This is a genomic window from Rhodoferax sp. LB1P47, from assembly GCF_056521445.1.
In genome coordinates this window covers 58,267-74,265 of the sequence record NZ_JBWMAU010000001.1, presented here as the reverse complement: position 1 = coordinate 74,265, position 15,999 = coordinate 58,267, and the positions used below count along the sequence as shown (strand labels likewise).

The 15,999-nt window shown below is 64.7% G+C and carries 13 protein-coding genes and 1 riboswitch; of the genes, 7 read left to right on the top strand and 6 right to left on the bottom strand.

All coding sequences use genetic code 11. The annotated features are described in order from the left end of the window. Positions 1-69: 69 nt before the first annotated feature. From AC0969_RS00355 to gpmA, 4 genes are all read right to left on the bottom strand, one after another. A complete protein-coding gene (locus tag AC0969_RS00355; protein ID WP_479622142.1) occupies positions 70-1,755 on the bottom strand; it encodes a SulP family inorganic anion transporter in 1,686 nt (561 codons plus the stop codon). A gap of 48 nt (positions 1,756-1,803) precedes the next feature. Continuing rightward, complete coding sequence (locus AC0969_RS00350) at positions 1,804-2,553, bottom strand: HesA/MoeB/ThiF family protein (protein WP_479622141.1); 750 nt, start codon at positions 2,551-2,553, stop codon at positions 1,804-1,806. Positions 2,554-2,616: 63 nt separating this feature from the next. Continuing rightward, a complete protein-coding gene (locus AC0969_RS00345; RefSeq protein ID WP_479622140.1) occupies positions 2,617-4,053 on the bottom strand; it encodes a S41 family peptidase in 1,437 nt (478 codons plus the stop codon). Between the two features lie 79 nt (positions 4,054-4,132). Beyond that, positions 4,133-4,879 (bottom strand): 2,3-diphosphoglycerate-dependent phosphoglycerate mutase, encoded by a 747-nt coding sequence (gpmA, locus tag AC0969_RS00340; protein WP_479622139.1) that lies wholly within the window; start codon positions 4,877-4,879, stop codon positions 4,133-4,135. A 121-nt stretch (positions 4,880-5,000) separates the two neighbouring features. On the opposite strand from gpmA, the gene AC0969_RS00335 reads away from it, so the two are divergent. The 7 genes from AC0969_RS00335 (at position 5,001) to AC0969_RS00305 (ending at position 9,557) form a co-directional block, all read left to right on the top strand. Beyond that, positions 5,001-5,411 (top strand): rhodanese-like domain-containing protein, encoded by a 411-nt coding sequence (locus AC0969_RS00335; protein ID WP_479622138.1) that lies wholly within the window; start codon positions 5,001-5,003, stop codon positions 5,409-5,411. An 11-nt stretch (positions 5,412-5,422) separates the two neighbouring features. Then, positions 5,423-5,683 (top strand): glutaredoxin 3, encoded by a 261-nt coding sequence (grxC, locus tag AC0969_RS00330; RefSeq protein WP_479622137.1) that lies wholly within the window; start codon positions 5,423-5,425, stop codon positions 5,681-5,683. Positions 5,684-5,775: 92 nt separating this feature from the next. Beyond that, positions 5,776-6,243 carry a protein-export chaperone SecB gene (gene secB, locus AC0969_RS00325; RefSeq protein WP_479622136.1) on the top strand — a complete coding sequence of 156 codons (468 nt, stop codon included), beginning with the start codon at positions 5,776-5,778 and terminating at the stop codon, positions 6,241-6,243. 3 nt (positions 6,244-6,246) lie between these two features. Beyond that, positions 6,247-7,275, top strand: a complete 1,029-nt coding sequence (locus AC0969_RS00320; RefSeq protein ID WP_479622135.1) for an NAD(P)H-dependent glycerol-3-phosphate dehydrogenase — start codon at positions 6,247-6,249, stop codon at positions 7,273-7,275. Between the two features lie 185 nt (positions 7,276-7,460). Then, positions 7,461-7,787 carry a flagellar transcriptional regulator FlhD gene (flhD, locus tag AC0969_RS00315; RefSeq protein WP_315246203.1) on the top strand — a complete coding sequence of 109 codons (327 nt, stop codon included), beginning with the start codon at positions 7,461-7,463 and terminating at the stop codon, positions 7,785-7,787. A gap of 10 nt (positions 7,788-7,797) precedes the next feature. Then, the gene (flhC, locus tag AC0969_RS00310; RefSeq protein ID WP_479622134.1) at positions 7,798-8,376 is read left to right on the top strand and encodes a flagellar transcriptional regulator FlhC; all 579 of its coding nucleotides are present in this window, start codon (positions 7,798-7,800) and stop codon (positions 8,374-8,376) included. Positions 8,377-8,591: 215 nt separating this feature from the next. Further along, complete coding sequence (locus AC0969_RS00305; RefSeq protein WP_479622133.1) at positions 8,592-9,557, top strand: response regulator; 966 nt, start codon at positions 8,592-8,594, stop codon at positions 9,555-9,557. Here AC0969_RS00305 and AC0969_RS00300 read toward each other — a convergent pair. Further along, positions 9,546-10,019 (bottom strand): 6,7-dimethyl-8-ribityllumazine synthase, encoded by a 474-nt coding sequence (locus AC0969_RS00300; protein ID WP_479622132.1) that lies wholly within the window; start codon positions 10,017-10,019, stop codon positions 9,546-9,548. The genes AC0969_RS00305 and AC0969_RS00300 overlap by 12 nt on opposite strands. A gap of 79 nt (positions 10,020-10,098) precedes the next feature. Then, positions 10,099-10,271, bottom strand: a riboswitch (FMN riboswitch). A gap of 198 nt (positions 10,272-10,469) precedes the next feature. Then, positions 10,470-15,992 carry a diguanylate cyclase gene (locus AC0969_RS00295; RefSeq protein WP_479622131.1) on the bottom strand — a complete coding sequence of 1,841 codons (5,523 nt, stop codon included), beginning with the start codon at positions 15,990-15,992 and terminating at the stop codon, positions 10,470-10,472. Between the last annotated feature and the right edge of the window lie 7 nt (positions 15,993-15,999).

Below are 15,999 nucleotides of genomic sequence, written 5' to 3'. Positions count from 1 at the left end.
GCAAAAGTTACAGAAAGTTTAACAGTAGCTTAGTCGAAAAAAGCGCCGCTTTTGCGGGGTGAAAGCCGGTTAAATCGCAAAGTCGTCCAGCCGGTGTTGCAGAGCCAGCAGCGCGTCGTGGTCGGTGCGGTGCAGGCGCACGCCATCGGGCGGCAGTTCACCCGCGCGGCGCAGCACGTTTTCGACCGGCAGCTTCATCCCGCTGAGGTGCAGGGTGATGTGCTTCTGGGCCAGGGCCTGGCGCAGTTTGCCAAAGGTTTCCACGCCGGTGGCATCGATGCGGTTGATCGGCTGGGCAAACAGGCAGACCTGGCGCACGCCGGGGTGCAGCGCCAGGTGCTCCATCACCGCCCGCTCCAGGCTGCTGGCCGAGGCAAAGTCCAGCTCGGCATCCATACGCAGGGCAAACAGGTGCGGGGCCAGCGGCGGCAGGTTCCACAGGTGCCGGTCACGCAGGCTGCCGTCGGGGTGCAGGCCGATTTCAATAATGCGCGGGTGCAGTCGGTGGTACAAAAAGTGCGACAAGGCCATCAGCAAACCGGCCAGCACACCCCAGTACAACCGGGGCGCGGTAGCCAGCGTCAGTACCAGGGTGGTGGCGCAGGTCACGGCCTCCACCGGGGCGGCGCGCCAGATGCGGCGCAGCTCGGCCGGTTGCACCAGGCTGGCCACAGCCGCTACCACCACCGCTGCCAGCACCGCCTGCGGCACGTGGAACAGCGCCGGGGTCAGCCACAGCAGCACCATTAGCACCAGCAGCACCGAGAAAATCGTTGCCCAGCCGGTCTTGGCCCCGGCGTACAGGTTGATGGCCGAGCGCGAGAACGACGAGCTGGTGGGAAACGCCCCGCACAGCCCCGAGGCCACCTTGGCCATGCCCTGGCCGATCAGGTCCTGGTTTTCGTTCCAGCGCGTGCCACCGCGCTGGTTGTCCACCTTGGCGCTGGACGCGGTTTCCAGAAAGCTGATCAGCGTGAGCACCAGCACCGGCATGGCCAGGTCGCCCAGTTGCGCCAGCGTGATCAGGCCCGGCAGGTGCAGCGCGGGCAGGCCCGCAGGCAAGGCCCCCACCACCGCACCGCCACCCGCTGCAAAGCCCAGCCCGGCGCTGACCAACGCGCTGGCCACCACCAGCACCATCAGTACCGGAAACTTGGGAAACCAGCGTTTGCCCAGCACCAGCACGGCCAGCGCCCCCAGGCCGAACGCGGTGGCCTGCCAGTCGATCTGCGGCTGGTGCAGCAGGTTGGCCAGCGGCCCTTGGAGGCCGATCAGCGCGGGCAGCTGCGACAGCAGAATCAGAATCGCCGCCGCTTGGGTAAAGCCGGTCAGCACCGGTGCGCTGACCAGATTCAGCAGCCAGCCAAAGCGCCCCAACCCCAGCACGATTTGCAGCGCCCCCGATAGCAAGGCCAGCCATACCGCCAGCGTGACCCACTGCGCGCTGCCGGGCTCTGCAATGCCTAAAAAGGCGCTGCCCACCAACAGGGCGCTTAAAGCCGTGGGCCCTACCGACAGGCGGGTGGACGAACTCCATAGCACCGCGACCAGCGCAGGCAGTAGCGAGGCGTAGATGCCGGTCACCAGCGGCATGCCCGCCAGCGCGGCGTAGGCCACGCCCTGGGGAATCACCATCATGCCTACCGTCAGCCCGGCCCACAGCTCACCCACCAGGGTGCTGCGGCTGGGGCGTGGCCAGGCTAGGAAGGGAAACCAGCGCTGAAAATAAGCTAAATTTATACGTGTTTTAGGCATCTAGCGCTTATTCCATATGCGGGGGTAGCTATAAAAATAGGAGTTGCTTTACGCTGACCCGCAGACGCTGCATTCCGGGTCGCGGGGGATGCGGATCTCGTTCCAGGCCATGCTGCGCGCATCCAGCATTTGCAGCCGCCCGGCCAGTGAGGTGCCTGCGCCGCTGAGCAGCTTGATGGCCTCTGCCGCCTGCATGGCCCCGATGATGCCCACCAGCGGGGCCAGCACGCCCATCACGGCGCAGCGGGTTTCCTCAAAGTCGGCGCTGGGCGGAAACACGCAGGCGTAGCAGGGTGAAGCTGGGTTACGCGCGTCAAACATGCTGATCTGACCGTCCATGCGGATGGCCGCGCCCGACACCAGCGGCTTGCGGTGGCGCACGCAGGCTGCGTTCACTGCATGGCGGGTGGCGAAGTTGTCGCAGCAGTCCAGCACCACATCGGCCTGGGCCACCAGGGTGTCCAACAGCGCGGCATCGGCCCGGGCGTGGACGGCGGTGATGTGTATTTCGGGGTTGATGGCCTGCATGGCGGCGCGGGCGGATGCCACCTTGGGCTGGCCCACGCGCTCCAGGCTGTGGGCAATTTGCCGTTGCAGGTTGGTCAGGTCTACCGTGTCGTGGTCTACCAGGGTGATGTGGCCGATGCCGGCGGTGGCCAGGTACAGCGCGACCGGCGAGCCCAGCCCGCCCGCGCCGATGACCAGCGCGTGGGCCGCCAGTAACTTGTCTTGGCCCTCAATCCCGATGTCGTCGAGCAGGATGTGGCGAGAGTAACGCAGCAGTTGGTCGTCGTTCATCTTGGCATTGTCGCAATGAAAAACCCCGCAGAGCGGGGTTTTGGGGAGGGAGTAGCGGGCTACTTACTGTTCTTTTTTCTCTTCTTTGCGCTCGACCAAGGTCTTACTCACGGTGACGGGCTTGCCCTTGAGTTGGTTCAGCGCCTGGATCAGCTGGAAGTCTTTGTCGCTGCCAAATTCAGGCGGTGGCTTGCGCTCAGTCACCGGCTTGAGGGCTTCGGCTTCCAGTAATTTACGGGCTTCTTCGCGGGCTTTTTCGCGGGCTTCGTCCTTCTTTTCTTCGCCCTGGCCGCTGTTCAGGTGCTTTTCCAGGTCGGCTTCGCGCATGCGCAGGGCGGCAAACGGGCTGCCTTCTAGCGTGTCATCGACCATCACGTCGGGCACGATGCCCTTGGCCTGGATGGATTTGCCGCTGGGCGTGTAGTAGCGGGCGGTGGTGATCTTCAGGCCGGTATCTGGGCCAAGGGGGCGCACGGTTTGCACTGAGCCCTTGCCAAAGGTTTGGCTGCCCATGATGGTGCCGCGCTTGTAGTCTTGCAGCGCGCCCGCCACGATCTCGCTGGCCGAGGCCGAGCCTTCGTTGACCAGCACGACCAGCGGCACGGTTTTCAGGGCCACGGGCAATTTGGCCAGAGCATCGGCCCCCCGGCGCTGGTAGAACTCAGGCGCGGCCTTGTAGGTGAACTTGCTGTCGGCCAACTGGCCGTTGGTGGACACCACGGTCACGTTTTCGGGCAGGAAAGCTGCCGACACTGCCACGGCCGCGTCCAGCAGGCCACCGGGGTCGTTGCGCAGGTCGAGCACCAGGCCTTTGAGCTTGGGTTCTTGCTTGTAGATGTCGGTGATCTTGGCGGCAAAGTCATCCACCGTGCGGTCTTGGAACTGGCTCAGGCGGATCCAGGCGTAGCCGGGCTCCACCACCTTGCCGCGTACCGACTGGGTGCGGATTTCTTCGCGCGTAATGCTCACCGGAAAGCTGCGGTTTTCGTCCTTGCGGAAGATCGTCAGGTTGACCTTGGTGTTGGGCTCGCCGCGCATCTTTTTCACAGCCTCGTTCAAGGCCAGGCCTTTGACGGCGGTGTCGTCGATCTTGGTGATCAGGTCGTTGGGCTTGAGGCCGGCCCGGAAGGCGGGCGAGCCTTCGATGGGCGACACCACCTTCACCAGGCCGTCTTCTTGGGTGATTTCGATGCCCACGCCGACAAAGCGGCCGGTGGTGCCTTCGCGGAATTCCTTGAACGACTTTTTATCGAAATACTGGGAATGCGGGTCCAGGCTGGCGACCATGCCCGCAATCGCGTCGCTGATGAGCTTTTTCTCGTCTACCGGCTCTACATAGTCGGTTTTGACCATGCCGAAGACTGCGGCAAGCTGTTGCAGCTCTTCGAGTGGCAGGGGCGCCATTGCGCCACGGGCAACGGTTTGTAGGGAAACCGTGGTGAGGGCTCCGGCAATGGCACCGGCGGCAATCCAACCGGTAATTTTGAGTTTCTGGCCCATAAGCATCTTTCAAGTCGCTATGAATGTACACGTTGGTATCCACCCGCGTGGATACGTTCCGTGTAAACCTTTAAGAAGCCTATTTCTTTTGGCCTTGGGCGGCCACGGCTGCGGCTGCCGCTGCGGCGGCAACGGCGTCGCCCAGGTAGTAGTGGCGGATGGGTTGCAGGTTTTCGTCCAGCTCGTACACCAGCGGAATACCGTTGGGGATGTTCAGGCCCACGATGTCGTCGTCGGAGATGTTGTCCAGGTACTTGATGAGCGCGCGGATCGAGTTGCCGTGGGCGGCCAGCACCACGCGTTTACCGGCCTTGATGGCGGGGGCCATCGCTTCATTCCAAAACGGCAGCACGCGCTCCACGGTGTCTTTCAGGCATTCGGTCAGCGGAATTTGGTCGGCAGACTGCTTGGCGTAACGCGGGTCACTGCGCTCGCAACGCACGTCGGTAGCCTCTAGCGCCGGTGGCGGCGTGTCGTAGCTGCGGCGCCAGACCAGCACCTGGTCGTCGCCGTATTGCTTGGCAGTCTCCGCCTTGTTCAGGCCTTGCAACGCGCCGTAGTGGCGCTCGTTCAGGCGCCAGCTGTGTACCACCGGCAGGTAGGTGCGGTCCATTTGGTCCAGGCAGTGCCACAGGGTGTGGGTGGCGCGTTTGAGCACGCTGGTGTAGGCCACGTCGAACTCGTAACCATCGGCCTTCAGCAGGCGGCCTGCATTTTTTGCTTGTTCAATACCGGTGTCCGTCAGGGGCACATCGGTCCAGCCGGTGAAGCGGTTTTCAAGGTTCCAGGTGGATTCGCCGTGGCGGATCAGAACAAGTTTGTACATAGGGCGGCGTGTCTCTGTGAATGAAAAGGGGGCAAAAATACAGGCCCCAACAAGGGCGGGCACGCCATTCTAAAATCGCCGGTTCGGGGTAGTCCCGCAAAACCACAAATAAAGGTGCAAAGTGAAGTTTTTACTAGACAACTGGATGTTGATTGCGATAGCGCTGGCGGCGGGTGGCGGCTTGCTGTGGCCGGTGATCTCCAGCAGTGCCGGCGCGGGTGCCCTGACGGCCAATGGCGCGGTGATGCGCATCAACCGCGAAAAAGCCGTGGTGCTGGACGTGCGCGAGGCCGATGAATTTGCCAGCGGCCACATTGCTGCCGCCAAGAACCTGCCGGTGGGCCAGTTGGAAGACAAGCTGGCCGCCACGGTGAAGAATAAGTCGCTGCCCCTGATTTTGGTGTGCGCCACCGGTGCGCGGGCCAACCGGGCCTTGGCCACGGCCAAAAAGCTAGGTTACGAACAGGCCGAAGTCCTCAGCGGCGGCCTGAAGGCCTGGAGCGAAGCCAACCTGCCGCTAGAAAAATCATAAGGAGCACCGCCATGCAAGCCGTCAAGATGTACACCACCGCCGTATGCCCTTACTGCATCCGTGCCAAGCAAATTCTGAAAAGCAAGGGTGTTGAGCAGATCGACGAGATCCGCGTGGACCAGCTGCCCGAGGCCCGCGCAGCCATGATGGAGCTGACCGGCCGCCGCAGCGTGCCGCAAATCTTCATCGGCGACACCCATGTGGGTGGCTGTGATGACCTGGTGGCGCTGGACGGGCAGGGCGGGTTAATGCCCTTGTTGAATGCCGCTTAAAACGCCTTTTTAATCGGCAATAATCCGGTTGCTTTTTCCGCCCGCCGCTGCTTTTCGGCGGGCTTTGTTTTGATGTCTACCGAAAGAATTCCATGTCCGAGCAACAAGATCCCGTATTCCAAATCCAACGCGTCTACCTGAAAGAGGCTTCGCTGGAGCAGCCCAATTCCCCGGGCATTTTGTTGGACCCGGCCCAGCCCACGGTGGAAATCCAGCTGGGCGTGGAAGCCAATCCGGTGGCGGACGGTGTTTTTGAAGTGGCCGTAACCGCTACCGTGCAGACCAAGATTGGCGACAAAACCGTGTTTTTGGTGGAAGCCAAGCAAGCCGGTATTTTTGAAATTCGCAACATGTCGCAAGAGCAGATGGGCCCGATCATCGGCATCGCCTGCCCGCAAATCGTCTACCCCTACCTGCGCAGCAATGTGGCCGACATGGTCCAGCGCGCCGGTTTCCCCCAAGTGCATCTGGCCGAAATCAACTTCCAGGCGATGTACGAGCAGCAGCAAGCCAATGCCGCCGCTGCCGCCGCCGAAGCGCCCACCGCCACGCTGCAATAAGCTGTGAAGATCGCCGTTCTGGGTGCGGGTGCCTGGGGTACGGCGCTGGCCATCAGCGCCAGCCTTCACCCGCAAGCCACCCACAGCGTCACGCTGTGGGCGCGCAACACGGCGCAGGCCGCTGCCATGCAAGCCCAGCGCTGCAACCAGCGCTACCTGCCCGGCATTGCCTTCCCCGATACCTTGGCCATCAGCGCCCAGCCCGATGTGGCTGCGCTGGCGGCCACGCACGACCTGGTCATTTTGGGCACGCCCATGTCCGCCCTGCGCAGCATGTTGCAGGCGATTGCGGGCTGTACCGCGCCGGTGGCCTGGCTGTGCAAGGGCTTTGAAGCCCCCAATTTAATGCCTTTTGGGCTGCTGGCGCATGAGGTATATGCGCAGGCAGCTATAGAAAATATAGCGAGCACATCCACCGGTTACGGCGTGCTCAGTGGCCCCAGTTTTGCCCAGGAAGTGGCCCGTGGCCAGCCCACGGCCTTGGTGGCGGCCAGCAGCCGTGCCGAGGTGCGCGATGCGCTGGTGGCGGCCTTCCACAGCCCGGCCTTGCGGGTGTATGCCAGCGACGATGTGGTGGGCGTGGAAGTGGGCGGCGCGGTGAAGAACGTGCTGGCCATTGCCACCGGCCTGTGCGACGGCCTGGGCCTGGGGCTAAACGCCCGGGCGGCGCTGGTAACCCGTGGCTTGGCCGAGATGACACGCCTGGGGCTGGCTCTGGGGGCCAAGGCCGAGACGTTTATGGGCCTGTCGGGCCTGGGCGATCTGGTGCTGACCTGCACCGGCGATTTGAGCCGCAACCGGCAGGTGGGTTTGCTGCTGGCCCAAGGCCAGACTTTGGACCAGGCGGTGGCCTCGTTGGGCCATGTGGCCGAGGGCGTGTACAGCGCCCGTACCGTGGCGCAGCGCGCACACAGCCTGGGCGTGGACATGCCCATCACCCACAGCGTGGTGGCTTTGCTGGACGGCCGCATCCGCCCGGCTGACGCGGTGGCGTCTCTGATGGGGCGGGCCGCTGTGCCCGAGCTGGCGTAGGGTTGTGTGTCTGCTGTGTAAGGGAACTTCTTACACGGCCCGGTAAAAATCTGACCTGCGGTATGGGTGCCCCCCGACTTAATTTTTGATTGGGGGGTATTCACAATCCATTTCAACGGATCGGGAAGAAGCAGATTGCGGCACACGCAAGGCAGCCTGAACCGGTTGAACCCAAAGGACACACCATGAACACCGAACAGATCATTGCCGAAATCCGCGAGGCCAATCTGACGTACCTCATGCTGGCGCAAAGCCTGATCCGCCAGGACAAGGCCGAGGCGTTGTTCCGCCTGGGTATCAACGAAGAAGCCGCCGACATTCTGGGTGCCCTGTCGGCCGCACAAATTCTGAAACTGGCCTCGGGCAACATGCTGCTGTGCCACTTCCGCGTCGAAGACAGCCTGGTCTGGAGCCTGCTGACCAACCACGACATCAAGAAGGTCGGCAACCCCGCTACCAACACCTTGCACGCCAACATCCTGATGGCTGGCCGCGTGGCCGAAGTTCTGTAAGGAGCCCCGCATGACCTCTACTGCTGTTGCTACCAAAGTGGCCAAGGCCCCCAAAGCTCCGAAAAGCGTGTTGCAAGACTCGCAGCAAATCGAACGCGCCGCCGCCCTGATCCGCATGGGCGCCCGCATGCAGGTGCTGGAATCGGAAACCGACCTGTCCTACGAGCGCCTGCTGCGCCTGTACAAAGAGGTGTCGGGCAAGTCGCCCAGCAAGGGCCAACTGCCGTTCTCGACCGACTGGTTTTTGTCTTGGCAAGAAAACATCCACTCGTCGCTGTTTCTGAACATCTACGAATACCTGTCCAAGAGCATGGACCTGGACTCCATCGACATCCTGACCAAGGCCTACCGCCTGTACAACGAGCAAATCGTGGCCGCCGAGGTGGACCCGCTGCTGTCGTTTACCCGGGCCTGGCGGCTGGTCAAGTTTGTCGATGCCAACATGCTCAACATGACCCAGTGCAGCAGCTGCGGTGGAAAATTTGTCACCGAACTGTACGAAAACCCCCGCCAATACGTCTGCGGTCTGTGCAGCCCACCGGCCCGCGCCGGCAAGTGCAAGGGCGAGCGCACCCTGATGTTGCATTAAACGTGCGAATCGGACGCTGAATTGCCCAAGTATTTGCAATTGGCGTGCAACGGACGTTAACCCATCGCTAAAAATCATTGAAAGTGACTTGAGTCACTCAGATGTCGGCATCTATCGCCTTACCATAGCGCTTTGAATTCGGAAGTTTTCGATCCCATCGGAACGCACCCGAACTGGAATTAATTCTGGTTTTCAGGCATTGGATAGGTAGCACGATGTTTCGACATGGGAATTACGGGCGCTTTAGCCCAGGCAACCTGGGTGCCTTGCCCACAGACCCGGCGCTGGCGGCGCTGGCCGGCCTGCGGGTGCTGGTGGTGGACGACAACGCCCTGAACCGCGAAGTTGCCAGTGAATTTTTGCAGGCGGTGCGCATGCAGGTGGTGCTGGCGGCCAATGGTCTGCAAGCGCTGGACTGCCTGGCGCAGGGCGACTTCGACATGGTGCTGATGGACCTGCAAATGCCGGTGATGGATGGGCTGGCGGCCAGCCGCGAGATCCGCAAACAGGCGCGCTGGGCCTGCCTGCCGCTGATTGCTCTGAGCGCGCACGACGCGCAGGTGGGTCAGTTGGCCACCGTGGCAGCGGGCATGGATGCCTATCTGGGCAAGCCGATTGACGAGGCCGCCCTGTACCAAACCCTGCTGCAATTTGTGCCCCCGGCCACCGAAACCCCTTTGCCCGACATGCTGCCGGGGCTGGATTTGCGGCTGGCGGTGGCGCGCTTGGGCGGTCGGCCGGCCAGTTTGCAGCGCGTGCTGCGTGGTTTTGTGCGCGACTTCGCCCACCTGTCGGCCCAGTGGCTGCCGCCTGTGGGCCCGCCGCCGCGCCAGACACTGGGCCGACAGGCCCATATCCTCAAATCCACCGCCCGCTACCTCGGGGCCGACCCCCTGGCCAGCCGCGATGGCCTGACCGGCATTGCCAACCGCCGTTCGTTCGATGAATCGCTCAAGCTGGTCTGCCAACTGACGGCCCGGCGCAAGGAGTCGCTGGGGTTGGCGATGATGGATGTGGATTTCTTCAAGCAGTTCAACGACCGGTACGGCCACCCGGTGGCCGCCACGACCCGGCCCTGCTGCTGGAGCAGGCCGATACCATGCTCTACCAGGCCAAACGCCAGGGCCGCAACCGCGTGGAGTCGAGTGTGTTTGACTCCAGCAGCCGGTTTAGCCCACTGACGTAGGCAGGCTGCGCAGGCTGGCCACGGTGGCTAGGCAGGCCTGGGCCACTTCCACACCTTTGTGCACGAAGTGGTCGCCAAAGAACTGCTGGTGCTCGGCGTGGCTGTGGAAGTGGTGCGGGGTCAGCACGGCAGAGAACACCGGCACGCCGGTATCCAGCTGTACCGTCATCAGTCCCTGGACGACGGCATTGGCGACGAATTCATGGCGGTAAATGCCGCCGTCTACCACCAGCGCGCAGGCCACGATGGCATCAAACTGGCCAGACTGGGCCAGCTTCTTGGCGTGCAGCGGAATCTCGAAGGCACCGGGCAGCTCCAGCACGGTGATGGCATCGCGGGCGACACCCTGGCGCGCCATTTCGGCCAAAAAGCCGTCACGGGCCTGGTTGACGATGTCGGCATGCCAGGTGGCCTGGACGAAGGCGATACGGAGGGGGGCGGTAGCGGTAGTGGTCATAAAAGGTGTTGGCAAAAAATCTTTCCAACCCAGGACGCACGCGCACAGACACAAGCCGCCAGAGACGGGTTTGCAGATGGCGCGTTCTCTTGCATCCGGACTTTAAGGGTTGCTTAAAACCCTAACCGTCGGCTTCGGAATCGCACCGAAATCTGCTGACCCTGCGGCTATTGCCAACCGCAGGCGCTCGCGGGCTTGTGCATGGCTGCCATCACCGCCGGTGGGGAATTCCACCCCGCCCTGAGAACGCTGTTCTGCGCCAAAGTGGCGCAGAGGCCCAGAGTGTAAGGGCAAGCAGAAACCCTGTTTTTATAAGGAAAATGTGGCTCTAGTGCATATGGTGTATGCGCTGTAAGCTATCAAAATAGTAGTATTTGGACTTGCGCTGCAACCTTGTGCGTCCAGAGCGCGACACCGGGGTGAACTGCGCCAGTTATGGGTATTCCTGTGTCAATAGCGCGACGGCACCGGGGCGCAGCTGACGCGGTTGCGCCCGGCATTTTTGGACAGGTACAGCCCGGCATCGGCGCGGGCCAGCAGGCGGTCCAGCGTGTCGTCGGCCAGCAGGATGCTGATGCCGAAGCTGGCGGTCACGGCGACCGTATCGCCGTGAGGGGTGGCCAGGCGCAGGGCCGCAATGGCGCTGCGCAGGCGCTCGGCCAGGGCCAAGGCGTGTTCGTTGTCGGTATCGGGCATCAGGATGCCGAACTCTTCGCCGCCCAGGCGCCCCACCAGGTCTTGCTGGCGGACCAGTGCCCGGCAAGTACGGGTCAGTACGCGCAGCACTGCGTCGCCCATGGCGTGGCCGTGGCGGTCGTTGATCTGCTTGAAATGGTCTACGTCCAGCATCACCATCGACAGCGGGCGGCCATGGCGGCGGGCGCGGGCCAGCTCGGTTTCGGCGTAGCCCATGAAGTGGCTGCGGCTGGCCATGCCGGTCAGGCTGTCGGTGGTGGCGATCTGGCGCAGCGCGTTTTCCATCGCCTTGCGCTCGGTGATGTCGATGATGGTGGACAGGGCGCAGGATTGGCCGTCGTAGATGATGGGCACCATCGAAATCAGCACCCAAATTTCACGTTCCGGGGCCACCAGCAGGCACATCTCGTAGTCGCGCAGCACACCTTCGCGGCGGTACTGTTCCATCATCTGGTCGCGGTCGGTGGGGCTGCGGTACATGCTGCGCGGCTCGCGGCCCAGCAGGTCGGGGGCGGGCATACCGGCTAGTTCTGCGGCCCGCGCGTTGGCGTAGACGAAGACGTTGTCGGCTATCCGCGTGACCGTCATGGGCAGGGGCGCATTTTGCAGAATCGCCAGCGTCCGGCCTTCGCTTTCGCGCAGCTCGCGGGTGCGGTCGGCCACGCGTTGCTCCAGGGTGTCGGCCAGGCGGCGCAGCTCGGCTACCAGGCGGGCGTTGTCGATGGCGTTGACCACGTTGCCCGACAGCAGCTCCAGAAACAATAGCCGCTCGGGCGAAAACGCCCCGCTGACGGCCTGGTTCTCCAGGTACAGCGCGCCCAGCACCCGGCCCTGGCGCACCAGCGGCATGCACAGCACCGAGCGGGTGGTGCGGTCCCGAAAGTAGGGCAGCCGCTGCCATGCCGGGTCGTGTGCCGCGTCGTGTACCAGTACCGGGCTGGCGGTGTTCAGCACGCTGCGCAGCATCTCGCGGGGCAGGCGCGCGGCGGCGTCTTCCAGTGGCAGGCCTTCCATGACCTGGATGGTGGCTGCGGTATGCAGCCCGCTGTCGGCCTGCACCACCCACTGGCCGCCGTCACGCAGCACGATGCTGGCCCGGCTGGCCCCGGCGCTTTCACGCAACACGTGAACCAGCCGGGTCAGCAGGGCGTCGAGGGTGGTCTCGCCGGTCACGGCTTGCACACTTTTCATCAGGGTGGAGACATCCAGCGCGCTACCGGGTACGGCCACCACGGTTTCCACATCGGCATGCAGCGCAGCCAGGGGCAGGCGCGGCACGGCGGCTGGAGTGGTGGCGATGTCGCCGTCCAGGCGGTCTACCAGCGCCCGGCCACCCCAGCGTAAAAACAGGGCCCGGGCTTCGGCGCGTTCGGCGGCAGCGCTGGCGGCGTACGGTGGGCCTGCCAGTACCAGCGCCTGGCTGCGGTAGCGGTGTACCAGGCCCTGCACCAGCAGGTTGTCGATGGCCTGCGCGGCCTGTTGCGCTGCGTCCAATTCGGCCAGCATGGGGGCAGCACCTGCCGTATGTGGCAGCACGCCAGCCAACAGCATGCGGGCGCGCAGCAGGTGCTGCAAGGGCCGCACATCGGCGCAGGTTTGGGCCCACAGCGCCAGCCGGTCGAGTGCGCTGGTGCAGCGGGTGTGCAGATCCGCGTCGGCGGTGGCCCCCACGGTCTGGCTGCGGTCCAGTGCGGCGATGGCGGTAAAAAATAGGCAGAACGGCACCATCACCATGCCGCGCCCGGCCGGGAACAGCAACTGGGCCGCATCGCCGGCCAGCAGTGCCGCGTCGAACTGCCCCGCCAGCGTGTGCAGCATGCAGCGCCAGGCTTGCAGGAACAGGGTGCCGGTCTGGTCGGCGCGGGCGGTGTAGGTCTGCTCCAGTTGCCGGGCGGAGAACGCTGCGGTTTCCATGGGCACGTCGGCAAACCGGGGCTGGCGCAGCGCGTGGATGGCGGCGCGCAGCGCACCCTGGTAGTCCTGTGCTACCGGCTGGCGGATGCGCCGCAGCGTGGTGGCGTGCAGGGCCAGCAGGGCATCCAGTTCGGCCAGTGGGGTGCCGGTGAAAAACGCGTGGTAGTCGTGTACGTACAGGGCCAGCCCGGCGTGGCGCAGGTTGCCGGTTTCCAGGCCCAGCTGGTGCACTTCGTGCAGTGCGGGCAGGCCACTGGCGATGCCTTCGGTCCAGTGGCGCAAAAAAGCGTTGAATGAAAAGCCGGCATGCGCATGCACGTGGCGCCAGCCGTGGCGCTCTATCAGTGCCATCGACATGCGGCCCAGCCGGGTGCCAAAGCGGTAGTCGCGCAAAAATTCGGCCACCATCAGCCCCATCACCGAATAGGCCGATAGTGCCGCCGGGGCATGGCCGTGGGCCACCATCAGCCGCACCTGCATCACCGTCAGCAGCGGCAGCAAGGCCGGGCGGGCGATATAGGCGGCGGCTGTCATTTTGGCGATTACGCTGAGCTGTTGCAGGTACAGCGGGTCGGTCATGGCGGGCTGGTCGGCCAGGGTGGCGATGCCCAGCGTGTCGATTTCTGCGCGGGCGGCGGCGACCAGTTGCATGGCGGCGGCGGGTGTGGCGGCCAGCGGCGGCGCAGTGCCCAGCAGGCGCAGCACGGCCAGCCCCAGTTCCAGGGTTTCGTCCAGCCGCCCAGAGGCGTAGAAGGATTCGATGCGCACGTCCAGCAGGCGGGCGCGGGCGGTCGGGTCGGCCACCTGGGGCAGCGCGGTGTCGATCAAGGCATCCATCGCCGCCGCGTCGCCTTTCAGCGCGGCCATGCGGGCGGCGTGTACTTGCAGGTCCAGTGCCAGCGCAGGGTCGTCTTGCCAATGCCGGGGGCCCCGCAGGGCGATGGCCTGGGCCGCGTAGTCAGCGGCCAGGTCGAAGGAGGCCGCAGCGCAGGCCCACTGGCTGGCCTGGGCATTGAAGTCGGCCAGCTGGCGGCGCTCGGCGGCATCGTCCACCAGGGCCTGGCCCTGGTTCAGGTGGTTGACGACGGCAAAGTCGGGCGCTTGCCCGGGTGTGCCATCGCGCAGCAGGCGGCCGATGCGCAGGTGCAGGGCCGGGCGCTGCGCGGGCGTGGCCAGCAGGTAGGCGGCTTCTTGCACGCGGTCGTGTACAAAAGCCAGTTCCACCCGCAGGCCTTGGCTTTCATGCGCTTCCAGCACCGCCATCCACTGGTAGCGCGCGTCTTGTGGCACCAGTAGCCCGGCGGCCAGGGCCGGGGCCAGGGCTTGCTGCACAGCGTGGTCAGAGCGCTGGCAGGCGGTGCCCAGTGTGTCCAGTGTGAAGCGGCTGCCCAGGCAGGCGGCGGTGGTCAGCAGGCTGCCGGTGTCGGGCGGCAGGCGGCGCAATTGCTCCAGCATCAGCGCGACTACGTTGTCGGCAATGTGTTCGCCACGGATGCGTTGTTCGGACCAACACCAGCGCGGCTGGCTGCGGTCTAGCCAGATGCGTTGGCGGCGGTGCAGGTCTTCCAGAAAGCGCCCCAGAAAGAACGGGTTACCGCCGGTTTTGTCCAGGCACAGCTGCGCCAGTTCTTGCACCTGGGGCAGTGGCTGCCGCAGGGTGTCGGCCAGCAACTGGGCCACGTCGTCTAGCCGCAGTGCGTCCACGGTGAGTGCCAGGCTGCGCCCGCCGTTGTCGGCCAGTGCGGCCAGGTCCTGGTGCAGGGGGTGGTCGGGTGGCACTTCGTCGGCGCGGTAGGCGCCAATCAGCAGCAGGTGCTGCAAACCTTCGTCCAGCGCCAGCTCCCGCAGCAGGCGGCGCGAGACGCGGTCGGCCCATTGCAGGTCGTCGATGAACACCACCAGCGGTGCATCGGCGCGGGCCAGTGCCGCAAAACACAGCTGCATGCTGCGCAGAAAGCGGTTTTCGGTTTCGGTAGGGCCGAGCACCGCTACCGGTGGCAGCGCATCGCCGAGCAGCACGCCCAGTTCGGGCAGGGCGCTGTGGGCGACGGCGGCATTCGGGCCGAGCAGGCTGCGCAGTGCGTCGCGCCACACGGCCTGTTCGCCGGGCGGCAGCGCCAGCACCTGGCGGGCGCGTTGCTCCAACGCTTGCACAAAAGCCGCGCAGGGGGTGTGCTGGCCAAACTGGTTGAATTTGCCGTTAACCATCTCACCGATAAAACCCCGCTGGCCGAGCAGGCTGCGCTGCACCTCGTTGACCAGCGCGGTTTTGCCAATGCCCGACACCCCGGCGATGGTGACCGTTTGGGCCGGGCCGACAGCCGCCGTCTCGAACACCTCCAGCATGCGGCGGACCCCGTCGGCGCGGCCATACAGGCGGCCGGAAACCTGGAAGCGTTCGGATAAATCGCCTTGCGCCAGCACCAGCGCGTCCAGCGCCTGCGGGTCGTGCAGGTGCTGCAAGATGTGTTGCAGATCGCGCCGCAGCACGTGGTGGTTCTGGTAGCGGGCCTCGGGTTCTTTGGCCAGCAGACGTGCCACCACGGAAGACAGCACCCGGGGCGCGTCCGGGCGCAGGCTGTGGACCGCTGGCGGGGTCAGCGCCAGGTGGGCGTGCACGGCCTGCACCGGGTCGCGGGTGCGGCCAAACGGCGGGCTGCCGGTGAGCAGTTCAAACAGCGTGGCACCCAAGGCATAGAAGTCGGCGCGGTAGTCCAGGTCGCGGTGCATGCGGCCGGTTTGCTCGGGGGCCATGGTGGCCAGGCTGCCTTCCAGGTCGCGCAGGCTGGTGGCCTGGGGGCGCTCGACCGACATGTCGGCGGCAATCCCGAAGTCAATCAGCTTGACGCTGCCGCTGGCCAGGTGGGTGATGATGTTGCCGGGTGCAATGTCCTTGTGCAGGATGTTGTGGCCGTGGATGGCCTCCAGGCCATCGACCACGGCGATGGCGATGTGCAAGGCATCGGCCAGCGGTAGCGGCCCGTGTTGCAGCAGGCTGCGCAGCGACACCGCGCCGTCGTCCGGCATGGCCAGAAACAGCACGCCACCGTGGCTGTCCAGCGTCTCGGCGCTGACCACATGGCCATGGCGCACCCGGCGCGACAGTTCGTACTCGCGCCGAAACCGGGCCACATCGCCCGGCCCCAACTGTGCCCGCAGCAAAAATTTGACAACCATCGGCACCCCGGCCTTCAGGCAGCGCACCACCACCGAACGCCGTCCCTGGTACACCTGCTCCAGCACGGTGTACGCACCGAAGCTGCTGCCCGGCACCGCAAAAATCGGCACCGGACCGGTGTCGTCTTGCCCACTGGCGGTGGTGGCATCGAAGACCGAGAGGGATGGCAAGCGCAACGCAGTCATGGGTAGG